This window comes from Erythrobacter sp. (genome assembly GCF_030066995.1).
Taxonomy (GTDB): Bacteria; Pseudomonadota; Alphaproteobacteria; order Sphingomonadales; family Sphingomonadaceae; genus Erythrobacter.
The window spans coordinates 296,550-319,159 of sequence record NZ_JASJAP010000001.1; the positions used below are offsets into that span (position 1 = coordinate 296,550).

Consider the following 22,610-nt stretch of genomic DNA (forward strand, 5'->3'; position numbering starts at 1 on the left):
ATCGCCATGGCATCCGATCCCGCCAGTCTTGCTCGCCTATCGATGAGCCTTCCCGCCGAACTCCTTCGGCATCTCGACGCAATGGTCGAAGAGCGCGATATGCCCTCGCGCTCGCAGATGATCGCCCAGCTCATCCGCCGTGCAGTGGCAGACCACCAGGCCGAACGGCACCCCGAAGAGATGCTCGCGGGCACTATCACGCTTGTCTATCGCGGCGATCAGGGCGGCGCGCGCCAGCAGCTTGCGAGCAAACAGCAGCAATTCCTGAAGGAGGTCATCTCCTCCCAGCACGTCTTTCTTGAGAACGATCAATCGCTTGAGGTCTTGCTCGTGCAGGGTCCGGCCCAGCGCCTCGAAGACCTGTGCGACGCGCTGCGCAGCGTGCGCGGCGTGCGTCAGTTGCAGCTTGTAACCACCACATCGCTTCTCCCGCCGCTGCATGAGCAGGGTCACGATACACCCACGCCCAGAAAGGGAGTCGCTGCGTGACGGCCAATTCGCCCGGTCCAACCCTCGCGGATCCGATCGCGGCCAAGGAGCACGCGCGCTCGCTGGGCAGCACACTGGTTGAATCCATGCCGATCCTGCCACCTCGCGCGGATGATCTGCCCGAGGGTGTTTCGCAGGACGATCTCATCTGGGAAGAAACCATCGCCGCCGGCGGCTACGCGATCCGCCGGATCAATCGCGGCGGGCGGCTGCGTTTGATCGACCTCAAAGGCGATGCCTGCGCCAGCTTACAGATTTTCAACGCCGAAATGCCGACCGAGCGGCTCAATATCGCCGATACCGTCAAGGTCCAGTGGAACGGCTATTTCGGCGTTGGTGAGGGGAAGGCCAGACTGTTCCTATCCGATATGGGCCGCGTGCTGATGAGTATTCTGGAGGACACGGCGGGGACGCATGATGGCTTTTGCGGCGCGTCGAACGAGGAATTGAGCGGCGCCAAGTATGGCAAGGGTGAGAAGAAAGGGCGCTACTTCCTGAACACGCGCGACCGCTTCCTGCTGGGCGTTGGCAAGCACGGTCTGGGCCGCAAGGACGTGCACCCTTGCGTCAACCTGTTCAAGGGCGCGGTGATCGAGGAAGACGGCTCCATCACCCCGCAGATCGGACCGTTCGAACCGGGCCGTCAGGTAATCCTGCGCGCCGAGATGGACCTGATGCTGGTGATCGCCAATTGCCCGCATGTGATGGACCCGCGCGAAGAATGGACCGTCACCCCGCTGCGCGCCACCGCCTGGCGTGGGCCGATCACGCCGGAAGACGACCCCGTTCGCAACCACACACCCGAGGCCTATCGCGCCTACCTCAATGTCGAAGACTATTACCGCCGCTAAAGGAGTGAATGACGTGACCACCGACACTCTGACGACCGACACCCCCGCTGGTGACAAGGCGCTCGAAGGCCTGAGCGGCGCAGTCATCTACGATGAGACCGTGCCCGCGCGCCATTTCTGGGTCCATCCGGTCAGGCGCGGCGAGACTTTGCGCATTGTCGATCTGGAAGGCAATCAGGCGGTCGATCTGCTGATCTACTCCGAAGAAGACGACACCGAACGCTACAGCGCGCAGGACACGGTCGCGGCCCAAGGCAACCTGTTCCTGCGCAAGGGCTCGATCCTGCGCTCGAACGAAGGGCGCGCGATGATGACCATCACCGATACCTCGGTCGCCTATCACGACACGATCGGCGGGGCGTGCTCGGTCGAATCCAACGCGCTGCGCTATGGCCACTTTACCAAGTCGCAGCACGCCTGCGTCGAGAACTATCTGAAGGCCAGCCTGCCCGAAGGGCGGACCAAGCGCGACATCGTCTCCAACATAAACTTCTTCATGAATGTGCCCGTGATGGAAGACGGGTCTTTGGGCATTGTCGATGGTATCTCCGCCGCCGGGCTCACCGTCGATGTGCGCGCCGAGATGGACGTGGTGGTGATGGTCTCGAACTGCCCGCAGATCAACAACCCGTGCAACGGTTTCAATCCCACGCCCGTGCGGATGATCATCACCACATGATGTGGATCGGTTGATGAACCGCGATACGGTTCTTGTCGCCAATCGCGGGGCGATCGCGACACGGATCATCCGGACGCTCAAGGCCATGGGCCTCAAATCGGTGGCGATCTACTCGGACGCCGATGCGGGATCCCTGCACGTGGCCCAAGCGGATGAGGTTGTGCGCGTCGGCCCGGCGCCCGCTGCCGAAAGCTATCTCAACACAAAGGCGATCATCGCCGCCGCCAAAGCCACGGGTGCTGGCCTGATCCATCCAGGCTATGGCTTTCTGGCCGAGAACGCCGAGTTCGCCGAGGCCTGCGCCGCGAACGGCATTGGCTTTGTTGGGCCCACGGCTGAGAATATCCGAACCTTTGGCCTTAAGCACTCGGCGCGCGCGCTGGCTGAGGCAAACAGCGTCCCGCTTGCACCGGGCACGGACCTGCTGACCGACGCCGAAGACGCGGTGAGAGCGGCAAACGCCATCGGCTTTCCCGTCATGCTCAAGGCCACCGCCGGGGGCGGGGGTATAGGAATGCGGGTGTGCGAGAACGAAGCCGCCGTGCGCGAAAACTTCGAAAGCGTCGTGCGTCTTGGCAAAGGCAATTTCGGCGATGCCGGCGTGTTCCTGGAGCGCTTCATCCCTGAGGCGCGCCACATCGAAGTCCAGGTCTTTGGCGATGGCGAGGGGCGCGTTGTCCCCTTGGGCGAACGCGATTGCTCGCTCCAGCGCCGCAACCAGAAGGTGGTCGAAGAAGCGCCCGCGCCCGGTCTGTCGGACGAGTTGCGCGAAGGCCTGATCGCCGCCGCCGTGCGGCTTGCCCAGGGGGCCAGATACCGCTCAGCCGGGACAGTCGAATTCCTCTTCGATGCCAGACGCCGGGAATACTACTTCCTCGAAATGAACACCCGGCTCCAGGTCGAACACGGCGTCACCGAGGAGGTGATGGGCCTCGACCTTGTGGAGTGGATGATCCGGGGCGCTGTCGGCGACTTCGCCATGCTCGACGCCGGCCCACCAGCGCCGCGCGGGCACGCCGTTCAGGTGCGCCTTTACGCCGAAGACCCCGCGCTCGATTACCGCCCGACGACGGGCACGATCACCAATCTGGAATTCCCCGCCGAAATCCGCGCCGACACGTGGTGCGAACCGGGCAGCGAAGTGAGCGCGTGGTACGATCCCATGATCGCCAAGCTGATCGCGCACGCGCCGGATCGCGAGGCCGCGATTGGAGCGATCCAGGCAGCGCTCGATGACAGCCGGATCGGCGGGATAGAGACCAATCTGCGCTGGCTGCGCGATGTGGTGCGCCATGCGGGGTTCGTGAGCGGGGAGGTTCACACAAAGCTTCTGGAAGGCGTCGCCTACGCGCCAGCCAGTTTCCGCGTCCTCTCCGGTGGCGCTGCGACCTCGGTGCAGGATTGGCCCGGACGCCAGGGGCTTTGGGATGTCGGCGTGCCACCCAGCGGGCCGATGGATGACCGGTCGTTCCGGCTGGGCAATCGGGCGCTGGGCAACCCGGAGGGCACAGCGGGGCTCGAAGTGACGTTTACGGGCCCGGCGCTGGTCTTCAACGCGCCCGCGCGGCTGTGTCTGACCGGGGCGGATTTCGGCGCGAGGCTGGACGGCGAGCCGGTGGCGCGTGGTGCGCCCTTCGATGTCGCCGCCGGCCAGACCTTGGCGCTTGGCCGCGTCTCGGGCGGAGGCTCGCGCGGCTACATCCTGTTTGCAGGCGGGCTCGATATCACCTCCTACCTTGGCAGTCGCAGCACCTTTGCGCTGGGCCAGTTTGGCGGGCACGCCGCGCGATGCCTCGTTGCGGGCGACACGCTGCATCTCGCGGGTGAGGAGATCGGCGAGGCGGCACCCCCCGAGGCTGCGCAGGACTTTTCCGACAGCTGGACGGTCCGGGTCATGTATGGTCCTCACGGCGCCCCCGACTTCTTCACCGATGAAGACGTGGCCGCGCTCATCGATGCGGACTGGAAGGTTCACTACAACTCGAACCGCACCGGTGTGCGCCTGGTCGGGCCAAAGCCGCGTTGGGCGCGCAAGGATGGCGGCGAGGCAGGGCTGCACCCGTCGAACATTCACGACAACCCTTACGCAATTGGCGCGGTCGATTTCACGGGCGATATGCCGATCATTCTGGGGCCGGACGGGCCTTCGCTGGGCGGCTTTGTCTGCCCCTTCGTGGTGATTGCCGAGGATCGCTGGAAGATCGGTCAGCTCGCGCCCGGCAATCGGGTCAAGTTCGTGCTGGTCGGCCTCGATCGCTCGCCAGCGCGCGAATTCAGGGACTTATCGCCCATACTGCACGAAAGCCCTGCGCACGGCGCTCGCCCGCACACGGTCTATCGCCAGCAGGGCGACCGCAATATCCTTGTCGAATACGGCCCGATCGTGCTCGATCTTGAGTTGCGGATCCGCGTGCACGCCCTGATGAGCGTGCTGGAAGGCCAGCGGCTTGAAGGCGTGATCGATATCGTGCCGGGCATCCGCTCGCTCCAGCTGCACTTTGATGGCGAGGCGCTCGACCAGCCGCGCGCGCTTGCCGCGCTGCTGGAGGCGGAGGAGAAACTGGGCGATCTCGACGATTTCTCGATCCCCTCGCGCATCGTCCACCTGCCTTTAAGCTGGCGCGATCCGGCGACGAGTGAGACGATCGAGAAGTATATGGGCGCCGTGCGCGATGACGCGCCCTGGTGCCCGGACAACATCGAGTTCATCCGCCGCATCAACGGCCTTGAAGACGCGCTCGCGGTCGAGGATGTGATCTTCAACGCGAGCTATCTCGTGATGGGGCTGGGCGATGTCTATCTCGGCGCGCCGGTCGCAACGCCGGTCGATCCGCGCCACCGCCTCGTTACCACCAAATACAACCCTGCGCGCACCTGGACCCCGCCCAACGTTGTCGGGATTGGCGGCGCGTATATGTGTATCTACGGAATGGAAGGGCCGGGCGGTTATCAGCTGTTCGGGCGCACCATTCAGGTCTGGAACACTTACCGCCAGACCGATGCGTTCATCGAGGGCAAGCCGTGGCTCTTGCGCTTCTTCGATCAGATTCGCTTCTTCCCGGTCAGCGCCGATGAGCTGACCGAGTGGCGCCGCGATTTCCACAGCGGGCGGCGGTCCATCCAGATCGAACAGTCCACCTTCAGCCTGGCCGAGCACCGCGCTTTCCTGGCCGACAACGCCGCTTCGATCGAGGCCTATGAGAGACGCCGACAGGCCGCCTTCGACGCCGAGCGCGCCGCCTGGGAGGCGAGCGGCGAGTTCGACCGCGTCTCGCAGCTTGTTGAAGTGGGTGTTGACGGCGCAGAGGCCGCAGCGATCGATATCCCCGAGGGCGCGCAATTGATCGAGGCGCCGTTTGGCGGCAGCGTGTGGAAATTGCTGGTGGGCAAGGGTGACCGCGTCGAAGCGGGGCAGACGATCGCGGTGATCGAGGCCATGAAGATGGAAAGCCCGCTCGAAAGCCCCATCAGCGGCACGGTCGAGGCGCTTTACACAGCGGAACGCCAGCCGGTGGAACCGGGCGCGGCGATGCTGGCGCTGAGGCCGCAGGCGTGACCGATTTCAGCCGCCTCAGACCCGCCGAGATTGCTTTGGCGGTCCAAAGTGGCGAAAAAAGCGCGGTCGAAATTGCGCATGACGCAATCGCTCGGATAAAGGCCTACGACGCAGTGCAACCTCAGGTCTGGATCAGCCGCGCGCAACCTGAGACCGTTATCGCCGCAGCGCGCAATGTCGATGAGCGCGTCGCGGCGGGTGAAACGCTTCCCTTGGCCGGTGTGCCCTTTGCGGTGAAGGACAATATCGACGTTGCCGGCTTCGAGACGACCGCCGCTTGCCCGGCCTTTGCCTATTCGCCCGAAAATTCGGCGCCGGTCGTCGAAAAACTGCTCGCGGCGGGCGCGATCTGCGTGGGCAAGACCAATCTCGATCAATTTGCCACCGGACTTGTTGGCACGCGCAGCCCCTATGGCGCGCCTGCCAACGCCTACAACCGCGATTTTGTAAGCGGCGGGTCGAGTTCGGGATCAGCGGTGGCTGTGGCCGCAGGCCTCGTCGGCTTTGCGCTGGGCACCGACACGGCGGGGTCGGGCCGCGTGCCGGCGGCCTTCAACCATCTGGTCGGGTTGAAACCCACCAAAGGCCGCTGGAGCACGAGCGGTCTTGTGCCCGCGTGCCGGACGCTCGATTGCATCACCGTCTTGACCGACACGCTCACCGATGCGCGGCTGGTCGATCAGGTTGCGGCGGGTTTCGACGCGAACGATCCGTATTCGCGGCCGCTCGAAGACCGCAGCCTGACGGTTCGGCGGATCGGCGTCCCTCGCCCTGACCAGCGCGCCTGGTTTGGCGACGCCGCTTCTGAATATCTTTACGGCAAGGCGCTGGATACCCTCGTACGAAGCGCGGAGCTGGTCGAGATCAACATCGAGCCGCTCAACGAGGCGGCGCGACTGCTTTACGAAGGCCCATGGGTTGCGGAGCGCTCGGCGGCGATTGAGACGCTGCTTGTCGGCAATCCCGAGGCTATCGATCCGGTCGTCCGCGAAGTGGTCGAGCCGGGGCTGCGCATTTCGGCGGTCGAGGCTTTCAAGGGCGCGTACCGCCTCGCCGAAATCCAGCGCGAGGCCGAGGCGATGTGGGAGGCGGTCGATCTGCTGGCGTTTCCAACAACGGGCACGACCTATCGCATTCGCGAGCTGGCGAAAGCGCCTGTCGCCCTCAACAGCCACTTCGGGCGTTACACCAATTTCGTCAATCTGCTCGATATGGCGGCGCTCGCGGTCCCCGCCGGTGCGCGCGAGGACGCCACCGGCTTCGGCATTACGCTAATAGGGCCTGCGCACAGCGATCACGCGCTGATCAACGCCGCTGAAACCTATCTTGAGGCGGCCAATTTGCCGCCTGCGCCGCCGCTCGATCTGGAGGGAAGAATGGAAACCGTGAAACTGGTCGTTGTTGGTGCCCATCTGAAGGACATGCCGCTCCACTGGCAATTGACCTCGCGCGATGCGACGTTCGTCGGGGCGTTTGAAACCGCGCCGACCTACCGGCTCTACGCGATTGCCAACAGTGTCCCGCCGAAACCCGCTCTGGTGCACTCGAACGAGGGCGCGGCGATCAAGGTTGAGGTTTACGAGTTGGGGGTCGCCGAATTTGGCAGCTTTACCGCCGAAGTGCCCGCCCCGCTCGCGATCGGGACCGTGACGTTGGCCGACGGATCAAGCGTTAAGGGGTTTGTCGCCGAGCCGCGCGCGACCGAAGGGGCGGAAGACATAACTGCGCTTGGTGGATGGCGAGCTTATATTGATAAATCGCAATCCTGAAACAATGTTTCGTTAGTGCGTCAAATCTGCAACAAATCGATTCCTATTCGGCGCCATTGTGGAATGTTACGCTTGACGCTTTCCTTAATATCGATACCTCTTGGGCTCTAAGCACGAACAAAAACGCGCACGGGAGAGGGATCAGGACGTGTCGACCACCTGAGCGGGTTGGCGCGGCTTCGTTTCTCTGGGCCAAAAGCCCGTCGATCAGGGGTGATCAAGCATGGCCGGTGTGCAGGTCGGAAATCGAGTGATCGGAGCGGACGCTCCCGTGACCGTCGGCTGGGACAATATCGGCCGGGTCGAAGGTGGGCCGATCAAGCAGTTCGTCTTCACCTATTTTCAGCCGTTTTGCCTCTTCGCCATGCTGGCGTTTGTTTATTGGGGCCCCAACTCCCTCGTGGTTGCCTCCACCATGTTCATGATCGGGCTGGGCTTTCGGGTCCTTCTGCTCGGGCTTGAGTGGGTTAATCCGCGATACGACAGCTGGAAACTGACCTGGAAAGAATTCGCGACCGACGTCTTCTACGTCTCGCTTGGCTACACCGTCCTTCGCATGGTCGATCACTATATCGGTGACGGCGTGATCGTTGGCGCCATCCAGGGCTGGCTTTCGTGGGAGGACTTCACCTGGTTCACGGGAATGCCTTTGCTCGTTCAGGCGCTGGCGATCTCGATGATCTTCGATTTCGGGCAATACTGGATGCATCGCGGGATGCACAATTGGTACCCGCTCTGGCTGACCCACGCGCCGCATCACTACATAACCCAGCTCAACATCAACAAGGGCGCGGTTGGCAATCCGATCGAGTTGTTCCTGATCGGGCTTGGCGTGGGTGGCTTCTTCGACTTTCTGCCGCGCGCCTTCCTTTTGGCGGGCGCGATCGGGATGACCGTTTCGATCTATCAGCACATCAATGTGCGCTTCAACACGCCGGCGTGGTGGCGTTACATCTTCAACACGGTTGAGCATCATAGCGTTCACCACTCGCAGGACTATGAGGCAACCCGCAGCAACTATTCGGCGACCTGGATCATCTGGGACCGCGTGTTCGGCACATGTGTCGATGGGGAAGCCGAAGTGCTCGGCATGGATGGGGGACGGCGGATGGATATCCGTGAGACGATGCTGTTCCCGTTCAGTGAAGCGCTTCGATCATACAAGGGCGCCGCGCAGCGAATGAGGGCTGCCGGCACACCGAACAACCAGGGGCAGGGGCAACAAGAAGAACCAGCTGAATAAAACAGGGAAAGCCGCGCTGATCGCCGAATAGCGGCGATCTTGCGCCTTTTTAGAACAAGGAGACCCGTGTTCGACCCGCGCTTGCGGGAGCGTGGATCCTTTGGTCCGCGAACGAAGAATTGTGGAGTGCATGAAAGTCCGAATGCCTTACATCGATAGCGTCTGGCGCGTGAAGAGCTCGATCGAGCTCGACGAACCGTTTGCGGCGAGTGAGGTCTTTGGTCGGCTTGATCCGCTCCTGCGAACTCAAGGCACCGAATTCACGATTTCGGGCGACACGCTGACCTATCAAAAGACGAATCCCGCCGCGCAGGACAAGCTGGCCACCTTTACCGCAGGAACCCTTTCGGTCGTCGATCACGATGGCGCGAAGCATCTAGCCTATGATGTCACCAGCACCGCGCTGTTCTTGTGCTTTCTTGCCCCTCTCGCGTTCCTCGCCTTTGGCGGGTTTGCCTGGCTGATCAACGAAATCGAGAAGCCGGCCGTTATTGCCGAAATGGCGGAGAAGGAAAAAGAGGAAGCCGAAAGCGAGGGCGAGGCCGATGAGGTGATCGAACTCCACTGGATTGACCAGCTTCTTGGCGCGCCTGCGCCCAAACAACCCGGCGAAGAAGATCAGGACAAGGCGGCGCGTGAGGGGCGCGAAGACGAAGTCGAAGGCAATCATTCGCCGACGACGGCGTGGGTGTTCGCTGGCATCTTCTTCGCCATCTACGCCGTTGGCCGCGTGCTCGAGCCGTATCTGCTCAAACGCACATTTCGCGCGGCCCTCGCAGGGCCGGCCGGCGATCAATTCTCTCAGAACTCAACAGAAAAGGAAGCGGGCAGCGCGCTCGCTTCAACAGGGGAAGAACGGTCGAACTAGACTAAACTTGAAAGGAAAAACAGGGGGCTAATATGAATTACAAATCAAACACATACGGTCGGAAAGGCTTTTTGTCGGCTTCGTTGTTGTCAGTCTCGGGTCTTGCTTTGATGGCGACCCCGCTGAGCGCGCAGGAGACGATTACGAGCGATAACGAGGCAGAGGAAGAAGAGCAAAGGATCGTCGTAACCGGTTCGCGCATCGCGGTGGACTCGGCTACCGCTTTAGAAAGCCCGGTTCAGGTGATTACCGCTGAGCAATTTTTGCAAGCTGGTGAAATCGACATAACACAAACGCTTCGTGAGATTCCGGCGCTGCAAGGATCGGATCCTGCGACCCTTGATAGCGCGCAAGGTTTGGCGCTCTCGGGCGCGAGTACGTTAAACTTGCGCTCTCTTGGGTCGAACAGGACGCTTGTTCTTCAGGACGGTCGCCGCCACGTGCCGGGCGTTGCGGGCACAGCCACCGTCGACGTTGGTGCGATACCCACGGCCCTTATAGGGGAAGTGCAGATCCTCACAGGTGGCGCCTCGGGCGTGTACGGTGCAGACGCTGTCTCGGGTGTTGTGAACTACATAACTCGAACCGGGCGCGATTTTGACGGTCTCGAATTTCGGTTACAAACGGGCATCAGCGACGAGGGGGACGCAGAAGAGTTCCTCGGCTCCATCGCTGGTGGCGGCACTTTTGAGGATGGACGCGGTAGCGCTGTTTTCGCGCTCGAGTACTCGCACAGCACTTCCGTTCTCGCGGGTGATCGTGATTTTGCGGCGGGAGAGGGAAGCGCGGCCTTTGGGCAAAGCAATGACTTCCTCAACGAGCAGCTTGGATTGGCTCCGGGGACTGAAAACGCCTTCATTCCAGACCGCACCCTTCCGGTCTCCAGCACATCAGGCATCATTGCGATCGATGGGTTCCCGTTCGATAGGCTCGCTTTCGGCCCCGAGGTAGCGACAAACTTTAACCCAGCGACCGACACGGTCCCGACCTTCACGGGAACCGACATTCCCATCCTGCAGATTATTGATCCGGAGACCGGAGAGCTTCGCGCGTACAATCCGGGTATATCGACCAGCGCGTTCAACGCCAGCGGCGGCGATGGTATCCCAATTAACGATCCGACGCTTACTCTTATTCCCGAGCAGACTCGCATCGTCGCGGCGGCCGGTTTCGACTACGAGATTTTTGACAACATCACGTTCTTTGCTGATGCGAAATTTCAATACGTAGAGACAACCGACACGTCGGGTATTCCGTTCGCGGATGACCTTACACTAGCCGCAGATAATCCATTTCTCACTCCGCAGCTTCAGTCCCAATTTGACGAGTTGGACGCCTCGTTCGCTGGCGTCGCCAGGGACAACCTAGCTTCGGACACAGGTCGCGGAACCGACATAGAGCGCTCAACGATCCGCGCATCAGGGGGTCTGCGCTGGGATTCACCCGACAGCAATGTAACCTTCGAAACAAGCTACACTTGGGGCCGTACACAGGTCGATGATACTGGACGGAATCAGCGGATCAATGACCGCTACTTCACTGCGATCGACGCCGTTGCACTTACCGAGGACAACGTGAATGGCACCGATCCAATATTCAATTTCGAAAGCGGCTCTGGCACGCTAACGGCCCTTCGTGGAAATGAGTATATCGAGATCAACGAGGGCAACGCGCAGGTAGGAGATATCGTCTGCCGCGCCGAAGTAACCGGTGTGCCAGCGCCTTCCAACCAGCCCTTTCTGGTTGGTGGACCGCCGACTTATGAGGAAGGGACGGTCATCAATGGCGTAGATGTCAGCGGTCGGACCCGCCCGGTGACTTTCCAGATTGGCGATGGTACCTGCGCGCCCATCAACTTGATTGGCGATTTTGAGGGCCAAGGGCTCGAGTTTTCGTTCGTTGACATCAATCAGGACACAACCATTGAGCAGCAGCAATTTCTCGCGGTTCTGTCTGGTGATACCGAGCACTTGTTCGAACTGCCTGGCGGCCCTGTTGGTTTCGCGGCCGGTTTTGAGTGGCGGCGCGATGCATCGCAATTCACGCGCGACAGCTTCGAATCGATCGAAGGCCGTGTGATTGAGAACGTGAACGCTCCTCTTTTCGATTCGCCAGAGAACGGTGAAACCATTCGTGTTTGGGAACTCTTCGGAGAGGTTCGTCTTCCGGTTCTTGGTGGCATCCCGTTTGTCGAGAATCTGGAGTTTACGGCCGCAGGGCGTTATTCCGATTACAACACGATCGGCACAACAGAGACGTACTCATTTGGCGCTCAATACAGCCCGGTGGATTGGTTGACGTTCCGCGGTACGCTCTCACGTGCCATCCGCGCACCAAACATTAGCGAGCTCTATGCGCCGCAGGGCGTGGCCCAGATTGGTGTGGATGCCGATCCGTGCGATGATGGCAACATCAACAACGGGTCCAGCAATCGCGTTGCAAACTGTCTGACGTTTGTTGATGAAGGTTTCGATTCCGCGAACTTTCTCACCGCCTTCTCCACCGGTACCGATGGCGGCAACCCCAACCTGACCGAAGAGACGTCCGACAGCTTCACGATTGGCGGTATCTTCCAGCCCCGAGGCATACTGGGCGGCGCGCTGGACAATCTCGTCCTTATTGTCGACTACTACGACATTGAGATTGAGGACGCGATTGGAAGCCTGACGGGCCAGCAGATTGCCGAGGCCTGCGTCGACCTGCCTTCGACAGACAACCAGTTCTGCGATGCGATCGAACGCGACCCTAATCGCGGCGGCGCGATTGTTGGCTTCACGTCCGGTAACATCAACCTGGAAGTGCTTCGTGCACGCGGTGTTGATTTTGAGGCTCGGTATGCTTTCGATGCGCCATTTGGTGACGGGGACTGGGGCATGTTTATGCTTAGAGCCGCGGGTACGCGCTTCCTTGAGCGTTTCACCGAAGGAGATCCGGTCATCCAACAGACCATCGCCGACGAAACCGACCCCCTTCAGCAGCAGTTGCTTATCGTCGATCAGGGAAGCGAAAGCGACTTGCTTGGAGTTATTGGCGTGCCGGAATGGATCGTTAACTTCAGCGCAAACTGGAAAATCGACCGCCTGAACATCGGCTGGCGTACTCGCTGGGAAGACTCGAGCCTCCAGATTTCAAACGGTGACGCAACAGACGCGGTTATTATCGATGGCCAAGCTGTGCTTGTATCGAACGAAGGTGTGCTCGACGAATCGCAGTTGAACACTGGTGACGGATTTGAGCATGACATCAACATCACGTTCGAAGCGACCGACAGGCTCCAAGTCTTCGGCGGTGTCAATAACTTGTTCGACGCAGAGCCGTTCCTGGGCAGCCTCTCGCGTCCCGTGAGTCCCCGCGGTCGTTTCTTCTTCTTGGGTCTCACAGGCTCGTTTTGACGCGGGGAAGCTGGCCAAGGCCAATTCCCCAAACAAAAGAGGCGGGGCGGAGGAGCGATCTTCCGCCCCGGCTCTTTGGTGGCGGGGTAGCGAGAGCTGGGATGCGGGAAACGGTCCGATGTATCGGTGATCACACCTTCCAATCCTCAGCTCGCGCCTCCCTCGCTCTTGAAGCCTTTCAGCCGCCGCTTTAAAGCCCGCGCCCCATGGCAAGCACCGCACCCACCAAAGCCGCGACCGAGATCGCATTGACCGGACGTCCCGTCATCTCCGCCACCGGGCTCTTCACGCCCGAGGAGACGATCACCAACGAGGAACTGGTCGCCAGCTTCAACTCTTTCGTCGATCGCCACAACGCCGCCAACGCCGATGCCATCGCAGCGGGCGAGGTTGAGGCGCTGGCGCATTCCTCGGTCGAATTCATCGAGAAGGCGAGCGGTATCAAGGCGCGCCATGTGATGAGCAAAGCCCCCATTCTCGATCCCGACACGATGTGTCCGCGCCTTGACGAACGGCCCAACGAAGAACTCTCGATCATGGCCGAAATCGGCGTCATCGCCGCGCGCCAGGCGCTCGATCGCGCGGAGCGAGCCCCCGAAGATGTCGATGCGGTGCTGTGCGCGGCCTCGAACATGCAGCGCGCCTATCCAGCCATGGCGATCGAGATCCAGCAAGCGCTCGGGATCGAAGGCTTTGGCTTTGACATGAATGTCGCGTGCTCGTCAGCGACTTTCGGCCTTCAGACCGCCGCCGACTACATTCGCGCGGGCAACGCCAAGTCGGTGTTGGTCGTAAGCCCGGAAATCACCTCGGGCCACCTCAACTGGCGCGATCGCGACAGCCACTTCATCTTCGGCGATGTGGCGACTGCCGTGCTGGTCGAGGACGCGGCGATAGCGCCCAGGGAACACTGGGACATTCTGGGCACCAAGCTCAAGACGGTCTTTTCCAACAACATCCGCAATAATTTCGGTTTCCTCAATCGCGCGCATCCGGAGACCGCCGGAGCGCCGGACAAGCTTTTCGTCCAGGAAGGGCGCAAGGTTTTCAAGGAAGTGGTTCCGATGGTCGCGGAAATGATCCTTGAAGAAGCGGAGCGGCTCGAGATCGACGCAGCGGGAATGCGGCGTTTGTGGCTGCATCAGGCGAATGCGGGCATGAACCGGCTGATCGCGCAGCGCGTGCTGGGTCACGAAGCGAATGCCGATGAAAGCCCCACCGTGCTCGACACATATGGGAACACGTCGAGCGCGGGCTCGATCATCGCGTTTCACCTAAACAGCGATGATCTGGTCGCCGGCGACACCGGGCTTATCTGCAGCTTTGGCGCGGGCTATTCGGCTGGCGCGGTGTTTGTGCGCAAAGCGGCCTGAGGCTGCCTCCAGCATCGAACGGCCCGCGAGCTTCGTGCCAGCGCGCACCAAGCCAAGCGCTTACCCGAGAATTCAAGGAGGGTTGCGCCGCTGGGGGCAGCGTCTGCGGCTCGGTTGATGCGCTCGCGGACCTGTTATGCCCGCCCGATGCAAACCCGCTTGCTTGCCGGGCGCGCGGGGGCGTCCTAAGTGGGAGGCATGGCAGGTGAAATTCTTGATAATCAGGGGCGCGGCGATGCCGTTTGGTCATGGCCGCCGATCCACCCCGAAGGTCGCAAATTTGGCGTCATTGCGCTGGGTATAAGCCTGGTGCCGCTGTTCTTTGGCTGGGTGTTTGCGTTTGCGCTGATGCTGGGAGTGTCGGCGTGGGTTTTCGCGTTCTTCCGCGATCCCGAGCGCGTTGTTCCGCAGGCGGAGAGCGCGATCGTTGCGCCCGCCGACGGGCTCGTCTCGCTGATCAGTGTCGTCGAACCTCCGCTCGAGCTTCAGGTAGAGGACGGTTCGGGCACGCGCGGGCTGCCTCCGGGCCCGGTCACGCGCGTTTCGATCTTCATGAGTGTGTTCGACGTGCACATCAATCGGGCGCCGATTGCGGGAACCGTGCGGCGGCTGGTCTATATGCCGGGCAAGTTCATGAACGCGGATCTCGACAAGGCAAGCGAAGAGAACGAGCGCCAGCACATTCTGGTCGAGCGCGGCGACGGCGCGCTTGTGGGCTTTACCCAGATTGCCGGGCTGGTTGCCCGTCGTATCGTGCCGTTCGTGAAGCCGGGCGACACGGTTGCCAAGGGTCAGCGGGTCGGTCTGATCCGCTTTGGCAGCCGGGTCGATGTCTATCTTCCCGCCGGGACTGACCCCAAGATTCTGCTTGGCCAGAAGGTCATTGCCGGTGAAACCGTGCTGGCCGAGATTGGCTCCCAGGGATTGCTGGAGGGGATTGCCCAGTGATCCTCGCGCCAAGGTCTCCAACTTGAGTCGGCTTCCGTCTCGCAAGAGCCGGGCAAACCTGGTCTCGCGCGTCGGTCCCAAGGCCGCAGAGGATGAGGACGACGAGCGGGTCGTCGGCGCCGGTTCCGGTCTCACGCTGCGCGCCATGCTGCCGAACGCGATCACCGCGGCGGCGCTGTGCTCTGGCCTGACTGGTGTGCGCTTTGCGATTGATGGCGCGTGGTCTTACGCGATCCTCGCCGTGGTGCTTGCCGCCGTTCTTGACGGTGTTGACGGGCGCATCGCGCGGTTGCTCAACGCGCAGTCCCGGTTCGGAGCGGAGCTCGACAGTCTTGCGGATTCGCTGTCCTTCGGCATGGCTCCCGCCATCATCTTGTTCCTGTGGTCGCTCAAGGATCTGGAACGCTTCGGCTGGTTCGCGGCGCTGGCCTTTGCCATCTGCTGCGCCTTGCGCCTTGCCCGTTTCAACGCTCAGATAGATACCGATGACCAACCGCACAAATCCGCCGGTTTTCTAACCGGCGTTCCTGCGCCTGTGGGAGCAGGCCTTGCCTTCGCGCCGTTCTATCTGTGGCAGGAAACCCAGCTCGATTTCTTTCGGGATCCGGTGCTGATGGCAGTGTGGGTGTCGGCGATCGCCGCGCTCATGATCTCGAACATGGCGACGCTTAGCTGGGGCGCTGTGCGACCAAGACGCGGTATTCGCCTGTGGCTGATCGCGCTCCTCACTCTCGTCTTTGCCGCGCTCTTGCTTGAACCCTGGTGGACCCTTTCCGCGATCAGCGCGACCTACCTGCTGTTAATGCCTTACGCTTTGTTCAAGTATGGCGTTATCAAGCGCCGCCGTGCGCGCGAAGCGACCGAACTCAGCCCGCGTCCCGAATAGAACCCCCCGCAGCCTTGCCGGTCGCGTCTCTCGTTGCCGCGCGCTGCGCAAAGTGACGCCGATAAGGCTCGCTGCGCAAACGCATGCTTTGCGCCGCCACCTGCGGCACGAAGCCAGCGTCGAGCAGCGCCCGCTCGGACTTCAGCGCGCTGTACAACAGACAAAGGCGCACCCAGCTGTCGCGAAGGCTCAGCGCAGCAGCGAGGGCTGCGATCGTGAACAGCGCGGAGATAAAGATCGAAAGCAGCATGGCGTTGGTCCTTTCAAGGTTCATCGAAGCGTAAGGGGGGTGTTGCCCTGTGGGTTCCGATTTTGTTCCGCCCGTGTGTTCACCAACTGTTCTCACGCGTCAAGTCTATTTGTTCCGCTTGTGTTCCAACCATGCGGTTTGCACTAGATTTTGTGGATCAGCGCGTCTAAGGCCGCGCCCTCGTTGGAAACGCAGCGCGAATCACGTTCGCGGCTCTGACGAAATTCACATGGAAAGCATCACATACCGGTGCCCCAAAGCGCTCCCGACCGGGATCTCCGCCGACAGGTTCCAGCTTTCCAGAGGACGAACCGGAAAGGAATTGAACTATGGCGGCCACCACCGTCACCATGCAGCAATTGATCGAGGCCGGGGCACACTTCGGCCACCAGACCCACCGCTGGAACCCGCGCATGAAGCCGTACATCTTCGGCGCGCGCAATGGTGTTCATATCATCGACCTGTCGCAGACCGTGCCGCTCTTCGCGCGTGCGCTCGATTTCGTCGAGCAAACCGTGCGTGCAGGCGGAAAAGTGCTGTTCGTCGGCACCAAGCGTCAGGCGCAGGAGCCGATCGCCGAGGCTGCGCGCGCGTCGGGTCAGCACTTTGTGAACCACCGGTGGCTGGGCGGCATGCTCACCAACTGGAAGACCATCTCGGGCTCGATCAAGCGCCTGAAGACCCTCGAAGAGCAGCTTTCGGGCGACACCAGTGGCTTCACCAAAAAGGAAGTCCTCCAACTCACCCGCGAGCGTGACAAGCTTGAGATGTCGCTCGGCGGCATCCGCGATATGGGCGGCGTGCCCGACGTGATGTTCGTGATCGACGCCAACAAGGAAGACCTCGCGATCAAGGAAGCCGCCGTGCTTGGCATTCCGGTGATCGCGGTGCTCGACACCAATGTCGATCCGACCGGCATCGCGTTCCCGGTTCCGGGCAACGATGACGCCAGCCGTGCGGTGCGGCTCTACTGCCAGGCGATCGGCGATGCGGCGACCGCGGGTCGCGGCGGCGCGGTTGCGGATTCCGGCGCGGATGTTGGCGCGATGGCTGAGCCACCGGCTGAGCCGACCGCTGAGGCTCCGGCGGAAGAAGCCCCGGCGGCTGGCGCCTAAGCCTCGGCATCTGCCTCACGACGCGTCAATCGCGCGTCACATTTACAATCTAGCGCGCCGGACACACCCGAGGGGTGACTAATGTCCGGCGCCCCCAACACCATACGAAAAGGACCAATCCCCATGGCCAATTTCTCCGTCGCCGATGTGAAGAAGCTGCGCGAAAAGACCGGCGCGGGCATGATGGACGCCAAGAAGGCCTTGACCGAAGCCGATGGCGATATCGAAGCCGCCGTCGACGCGCTGCGCGCCAAGGGCCTCGCCACCGCTCAGAAGAAGTCAAGCCGCACGGCGGCTGAAGGCCTTGTCGGCGTTGCCATTCAGGGCACCAAGGGCGTGGCCGTCGAAGTCAACTCCGAAACCGACTTCGTCGCCAAGAACGACAAGTTCCAGGACTTCGTGCGCAAGACCACGGCGGTCGCGCTAACCATGGACAGCGACGATGTCGAAGCGCTCAAGGCTGCGCCCTATCCCGATGGCGGTACGGTGGCCGACAAGCTGACCGACAACGTTGCGACGATCGGCGAAAACCAGCAGGTGCGCCGCATGCAGACCGTCACCGTCTCGCAGGGCGCGGTCGTCTCCTACGTGCACAACGCCGCCGCCGAAGGCCTCGGCAAGATCGGCGTGCTCGTGGCGCTCGAAGGCGACGCTTCGGCAGACGTTCTTGCAACACTTGGCACCGATATCGCTCAGCACGCAGCGGCCATGTTCCCGCAGGCGCTGGACGCTGAGGGTCTCGATCCCGCGATCATAGAGCGCGAGCGCGCCATCGCTCAGGAAAAGGCCGCCGAAAGCGGCAAGCCCGAGAACGTGCAGGAAAAGATGGTCGAAGGCGCGATCAAGAAATACGCGAAGGAAAACGCGCTTCTGAGCCAGATTTTCGTGAAGGACGGCAAGGCCACCGTGGAACAGCACGTGGCGTCCGTCGCCAAGGAAGCCGGCGCGTCGATCAAACTTGTGGACTATGTCCGCTTCCAACTCGGCGAAGGCATCGAGAAGGAAGAAAGCGACTTCGCGGCAGAGGTTGCTGCTGCCGTTGGTGGCTAAGGCTTGGCATCTGCCCCCGATTACCGCTCGTGCTGAGCGTGTCGAAGCACCGCCCTTTTTCGATTTGAGCGCAGCGCTCGAATTGATGAACGGCCGTTGATCTCCGGTCAGCTTCGCTTCCGACACGCTCAGGGCGAGCGGTTTTTTGTTTTTCGCAGGTTCTCAGGCTTACCCTTTGCGCATCCGGATGAGCCTCGCTAAGGGCTGCGCCAACGATATTCCCGGCCAAAGAGCACCCGATCCATGCCCATGCCCGACATCAAGCGCATTCTCCTGAAGCTTTCGGGCGAGGTGCTGATGGGCGAGCAGGATTACGGCATCGACCCTGAATACGTCGCGCGGCTTGCCGAAGAGGTGAAGGCGGCCAAGGATACCGGGCTTGAAGTGTGCCTCGTCATCGGGGGCGGCAACATCTTTCGCGGGATTTCGGGCGCGGCGCGGGGGCTCGATCGCACGACGGGCGACTATATGGGCATGCTCGCAACCGTCATGAACGCGCTCGCAATGCAGAACGCGCTCGAACAGCTTGGCGTGCAGACGCGGGTGCAGAGCGCGATCCCGATGTCTTCCGTGTGCGAGCCCTACATCCGCCGCCGCGCCGAACGGCATCTTGAGAAAGGGCGGATCGTCATCTTTGCCGCGGGCACCGGCAATCCCTTCTTCACCACCGACACCGGCGCGGCTTTGCGCGCGGCGGAGATGAATTGCGACGCGCTGCTGAAAGGTACCAGTGTCGATGGGGTCTATGACAGCGATCCCAAGCACAACCCCGAAGCCACCCGTTTTGACACAATCACTTACGACCATGTCCTCAGCCAGAACCTGAAAGTCATGGATGCGACCGCCGTTGCGCTGTGCCGCGAGAACGACATACCGATTGTCGTCTTCTCGATCCGGGACAAGGGCAATGTCGCGCGCGTTCTGTCAGGCGAGGGCGTGCAGACGATAGTACAAAAGGACTGAAGAATGCCTCAGTATGACAAAGCGGATATCGAACGCCGCATGGCCGGCGCTGTTGAAGCGCTCAAGAGCGATCTTTCGGGCCTTCGCACGGGCCGCGCCAACACCAGCCTGCTCGATCCGGTCCAGGTCGAGGTTTACGGCTCGATGATGCCCTTGAACCAGGTCGCTACCGTCTCCGCTCCCGAACCGCGTATGCTCAGCGTGCAGGTCTGGGACAAGTCGAACCTCATCGCGGTCGAGAAGGGCATCGCGCATGCCAATCTGGGTCTCAACCCGATGATCGATGGTCAGACGCTGCGACTGCCGATGCCCGATCTGACCGAAGAGCGCCGCAAGGAGCTTGCCAAGCTCGCCGGGCAATACGCGGAGAAAGCGAAGATCGCGATCCGCAACGTGCGCCGCGACGCTATGGAAAGCCTCAAGGCCGACGAGAAGAAGAAGGAAATCTCCGAGGACGAGCGCAAGCGTTTGGAAGACGAAGTTCAAAAGCTGACCGACGCGCATGTCGCGCAGACCGACGAGGCGGCGGCGAAGAAAGAGCAGGAAATCCTCACTCAATAGGCTATGCCGGACGCCAGGTCCGCGAATGTAACGTGTCAGGAGGGGGATTGGAGCAAGCTCGCGATCGCAGCCGGGCCCGCAGCGGCGCTAGGCATGTCGCCATTATCATGGACGGCAACGGTCGCTGGGCGAAGCGGCGCGGTCTGCCGCGCGCGGTTGGACATCAGCGCGGCGTGGAAGCGGTCCGGCGATTGGTGCGCGGGATCGAGCCGCTGGGGCTCGACTGTCTGACGCTCTACGCGTTTTCGAGCGAGAACTGGAAGCGGCCTGACGAAGAGGTCGATGACCTGATGAACCTCATGCGGCGCTTCATCAAATCGGACCTGCCCGAATTCGTCGAGAACGGTGTGAAGCTCAAGATAATCGGCGACTGGCAATCGCTTGCGCCCGATATTGTCGCGATGCTTGAAGACGCGCTGGCGCAGACGGCGGGTGGGCATCAGACGCTTGCTGTGGCGCTTAATTATGGCGGGCAGCACGAGATTGCGCGCGCGGCGGCCAAGGCCGCTCAGGCGGGCGAAGTGACCACTGACGCGATCGAAGCGCAGCTCGACACCGCCGACCTGCCGCCGCTCGATCTCCTGATCCGGACCAGCGGCGAGGTGCGCCTTTCGAATTTTCTGCTGTGGCAATCGGCCTACGCCGAGATGCTGTTCGTCGACACGCTGTGGCCGGACTTCAAGCCCGAACACCTCGCCGAAGCGCTCGATAACTTTGCCGGGCGGGAGCGGCGCTATGGCGGGCGCTGAGCCTGTGAAAACGAAGTCCGATCTGCCGATCCGATTGGCCTCGGCCCTCGTGATGGTTGGCATGGTCGGCGCGGTCCTGTGGCTGGGGGGCTATGTCTGGATAGGCTTCGTCGTGCTCGTCGCCGGACTTGTATTGTGGGAGTGGAACCGGCTGGTGCGCGCTGTAGGCCGCTCGCCGCAGGCTGAAGTCTTGTGGCTGTTCCTTGGCGCGATGTATGTGACCGGCGCGGCGCTCGCGATGATCCAGGTGCGGATCAACTACACCGCCTTGGGTGTCGCTTTCACCTATCTGGCACCGGTCATCGCGGTGGATGTTGGCGCCTATTTTGTTGGACGCGCGATCGGTGGTCCGAAGATCGCGCCCAAACTCAGCCCTTCGAAAACCTGGGCGGGGCTGGGCGGGGGCGCGGCGGCGGCAAGCTGTGTTATCATCGCCGTCGTGGTCAGCGGCTGGGTGCCGGACATGGGGGAAACGGCCAGCGTGACCGCAATCCTTCTTGCCATCGCCGCCGGTGTCGTGATCGCTGTCGTCGCGCAATCGGGCGACTTTTTCGAAAGCTGGATGAAGCGGCGCGCGGGCGTCAAGGATTCCAGTCATCTCATTCCAGGGCATGGCGGCGTGTTTGATAGGGTCGATGGGTTTCTGGCGGTGTTCTTCGTGATCTTTTGCGTGAATGTCGCGCCCGGCCTTGCAAGAGGTTCGTTTTAATGGCGCGCACGCTCACACTGCTGGGAGCCACGGGGTCGATTGGCGCCTCCACGCTCGATCTGTTGCGTCGCAACCGTGCGGATTGGCAGGTCGAGGCGCTCACCGCCAATTGCAGCGCGATCGAGCTGGCAAGTCTTGCCCGCGAGTTTGGCGCAAAGGCGGCGGTGGTTGGCGATGAAAGCTGCCTGCCCGAACTGCGTGAGGCGCTTGCGGGCACCGATATCAAGGCAGCTGGCGGCGAACAGGCGCTGTGCGAGGCGGCAGCGCGCCCCGTCGATATAACCGTTGCTGCCATTGTTGGATGCGCCGGGCTGGCGCCCACCATGGCGGCGGTCGAGACCGGTGGAACGGTGGCTCTGGCGAACAAGGAAGCGCTCGTTTCGGCGGGCGATATTCTCAAATCCGCGGTCGAGCGCGCGGGCGCGACGCTTTTGCCGACCGACTCCGAACACAACGCGATTTTTCAATGCCTTGCCGGTAATGACATTACGCAGGTGCGGCGGATCCTTCTGACAGCCAGCGGTGGGCCGTTCCGCACTCTGGACGCTGAAGCGCTGGAGTCGGTCACGCGCGAACAGGCGCTCAAGCACCCCAATTGGGACATGGGCGCCAAGATCACGATCGATTCCGCGACGATGATGAACAAGGGCCTTGAATTCATCGAAGCGCATCATCTGTTCCCCGTGAGCCTTGAGAACATCGAGATCGTTGTCCACCCGCAAAGCATTGTTCACTCGATGGTCGAGTATCACGATCGTTCGGTGCTGGCGCAGCTTGGTCCTTCCGACATGCGCGTGCCGATTGCCTCGTGCCTGGCTTATCCTCAGCGTATGGAGACGGCGCTTCAACCGCTCGATCTTGCCGCGATAGGCACGCTTACGTTCGAGGCACCCAACGAGACGCTTTTTCCCGCGACGCGCATATGCCGGGAAGCCATTGAAATGGGGGGAGGCGCGCCTGCGATACTCAACGCGGCGAACGAATTCGCGGTTGCGGCGTTCCTTGACGGTCGCATCGGTTTCCTCCAGATCACGAAACTGGTGGAACAGACCCTCGATCGGTTGAGCGCTCAGGCGCCGGGATCGCTGGAAGAGGTGCTCGCCATCGACGCTGAGGCGCGCGCCAAGGCCCGAGAGCTATTAGAGACGCACCGATAGAG

The 22,610-nt window shown here is 61.8% G+C and carries 19 protein-coding genes; 18 read left to right on the top strand and 1 reads right to left on the bottom strand.

The genetic code is table 11. The features are described 5' to 3' along the window. Positions 1-6 precede the first annotated feature (6 nt). From QNI87_RS01475 to QNI87_RS01525, 11 genes are all read left to right on the top strand, one after another. On the top strand, positions 7-489 hold the full coding sequence (locus tag QNI87_RS01475) for a CopG family ribbon-helix-helix protein (RefSeq protein WP_300592990.1): 483 nt from the start codon (positions 7-9) through the stop codon (positions 487-489). Then, on the top strand, positions 486-1,340 hold the full coding sequence (locus tag QNI87_RS01480) for an urea amidolyase associated protein UAAP1 (RefSeq protein ID WP_300592993.1): 855 nt from the start codon (positions 486-488) through the stop codon (positions 1,338-1,340). Before QNI87_RS01475 ends, QNI87_RS01480 begins: the two co-directional genes overlap by 4 nt. Before the next feature lie 13 nt (positions 1,341-1,353). Beyond that, on the top strand, positions 1,354-2,019 hold the full coding sequence (locus tag QNI87_RS01485; RefSeq protein ID WP_300592996.1) for an urea amidolyase associated protein UAAP2: 666 nt from the start codon (positions 1,354-1,356) through the stop codon (positions 2,017-2,019). Positions 2,020-2,032: 13 nt separating this feature from the next. Then, positions 2,033-5,575 (top strand): urea carboxylase, encoded by a 3,543-nt coding sequence (gene uca / locus QNI87_RS01490; RefSeq protein WP_300592999.1) that lies wholly within the window; start codon positions 2,033-2,035, stop codon positions 5,573-5,575. Then, positions 5,572-7,344: an allophanate hydrolase gene (gene atzF / locus QNI87_RS01495; protein ID WP_300593002.1), complete on the top strand. Its 1,773-nt coding sequence runs from the start codon at positions 5,572-5,574 to the stop codon at positions 7,342-7,344. The genes uca and atzF overlap by 4 nt, the downstream gene beginning before the upstream one ends. A 223-nt stretch (positions 7,345-7,567) precedes the next feature. After that, on the top strand, positions 7,568-8,587 hold the full coding sequence (locus tag QNI87_RS01500; RefSeq protein ID WP_300593005.1) for a sterol desaturase family protein: 1,020 nt from the start codon (positions 7,568-7,570) through the stop codon (positions 8,585-8,587). Between the two features lie 142 nt (positions 8,588-8,729). Beyond that, positions 8,730-9,455 carry a hypothetical protein gene (locus tag QNI87_RS01505; RefSeq protein WP_300593008.1) on the top strand — a complete coding sequence of 242 codons (726 nt, stop codon included), beginning with the start codon at positions 8,730-8,732 and terminating at the stop codon, positions 9,453-9,455. Positions 9,456-9,487: 32 nt separating this feature from the next. Beyond that, the gene (locus QNI87_RS01510) at positions 9,488-12,847 is read left to right on the top strand and encodes a TonB-dependent receptor (protein ID WP_300593010.1); all 3,360 of its coding nucleotides are present in this window, start codon (positions 9,488-9,490) and stop codon (positions 12,845-12,847) included. A gap of 206 nt (positions 12,848-13,053) precedes the next feature. Then, entirely contained in the window at positions 13,054-14,220 is a 1,167-nt protein-coding gene (locus QNI87_RS01515; RefSeq protein WP_300593013.1) for a beta-ketoacyl-ACP synthase III, read from the top strand. A 198-nt stretch (positions 14,221-14,418) separates the two neighbouring features. Next, entirely contained in the window at positions 14,419-15,168 is a 750-nt protein-coding gene (locus tag QNI87_RS01520) for a phosphatidylserine decarboxylase (RefSeq protein WP_300593016.1), read from the top strand. Between the two features lie 145 nt (positions 15,169-15,313). After that, positions 15,314-16,054, top strand: coding sequence for a phosphatidylcholine/phosphatidylserine synthase (locus tag QNI87_RS01525; protein ID WP_300595277.1), 741 nt, complete (start codon positions 15,314-15,316; stop codon positions 16,052-16,054). Here the strand turns inward: QNI87_RS01525 and QNI87_RS01530 are convergent. After that, on the bottom strand, positions 16,035-16,304 hold the full coding sequence (locus tag QNI87_RS01530) for a hypothetical protein (protein ID WP_300593018.1): 270 nt from the start codon (positions 16,302-16,304) through the stop codon (positions 16,035-16,037). The genes QNI87_RS01525 and QNI87_RS01530 overlap by 20 nt on opposite strands. Positions 16,305-16,633: 329 nt before the next feature. Between QNI87_RS01530 and rpsB the strand changes: the two genes are divergently transcribed. From rpsB to dxr, 7 genes are all read left to right on the top strand, one after another. Further along, positions 16,634-17,419 carry a 30S ribosomal protein S2 gene (rpsB, locus tag QNI87_RS01535; RefSeq protein ID WP_300593021.1) on the top strand — a complete coding sequence of 262 codons (786 nt, stop codon included), beginning with the start codon at positions 16,634-16,636 and terminating at the stop codon, positions 17,417-17,419. Positions 17,420-17,542: 123 nt separating this feature from the next. Next, positions 17,543-18,469 carry a translation elongation factor Ts gene (tsf, locus tag QNI87_RS01540; RefSeq protein WP_300593023.1) on the top strand — a complete coding sequence of 309 codons (927 nt, stop codon included), beginning with the start codon at positions 17,543-17,545 and terminating at the stop codon, positions 18,467-18,469. Between the two features lie 243 nt (positions 18,470-18,712). Then, on the top strand, positions 18,713-19,432 hold the full coding sequence (gene pyrH / locus QNI87_RS01545; protein WP_300593025.1) for a UMP kinase: 720 nt from the start codon (positions 18,713-18,715) through the stop codon (positions 19,430-19,432). Between the two features lie 3 nt (positions 19,433-19,435). Continuing rightward, positions 19,436-19,993 carry a ribosome recycling factor gene (gene frr, locus QNI87_RS01550; protein WP_300593027.1) on the top strand — a complete coding sequence of 186 codons (558 nt, stop codon included), beginning with the start codon at positions 19,436-19,438 and terminating at the stop codon, positions 19,991-19,993. 107 nt (positions 19,994-20,100) lie between these two features. Beyond that, entirely contained in the window at positions 20,101-20,742 is a 642-nt protein-coding gene (uppS, locus tag QNI87_RS01555; protein ID WP_300595278.1) for a polyprenyl diphosphate synthase, read from the top strand. 4 nt (positions 20,743-20,746) lie between these two features. Continuing rightward, on the top strand, positions 20,747-21,451 hold the full coding sequence (locus tag QNI87_RS01560) for a phosphatidate cytidylyltransferase (RefSeq protein ID WP_366146157.1): 705 nt from the start codon (positions 20,747-20,749) through the stop codon (positions 21,449-21,451). After that, a complete protein-coding gene (gene dxr, locus QNI87_RS01565) occupies positions 21,451-22,608 on the top strand; it encodes a 1-deoxy-D-xylulose-5-phosphate reductoisomerase (protein WP_300593032.1) in 1,158 nt (385 codons plus the stop codon). The genes QNI87_RS01560 and dxr overlap by 1 nt, the downstream gene beginning before the upstream one ends. The last annotated feature ends 2 nt before the right edge of the window (positions 22,609-22,610 follow it).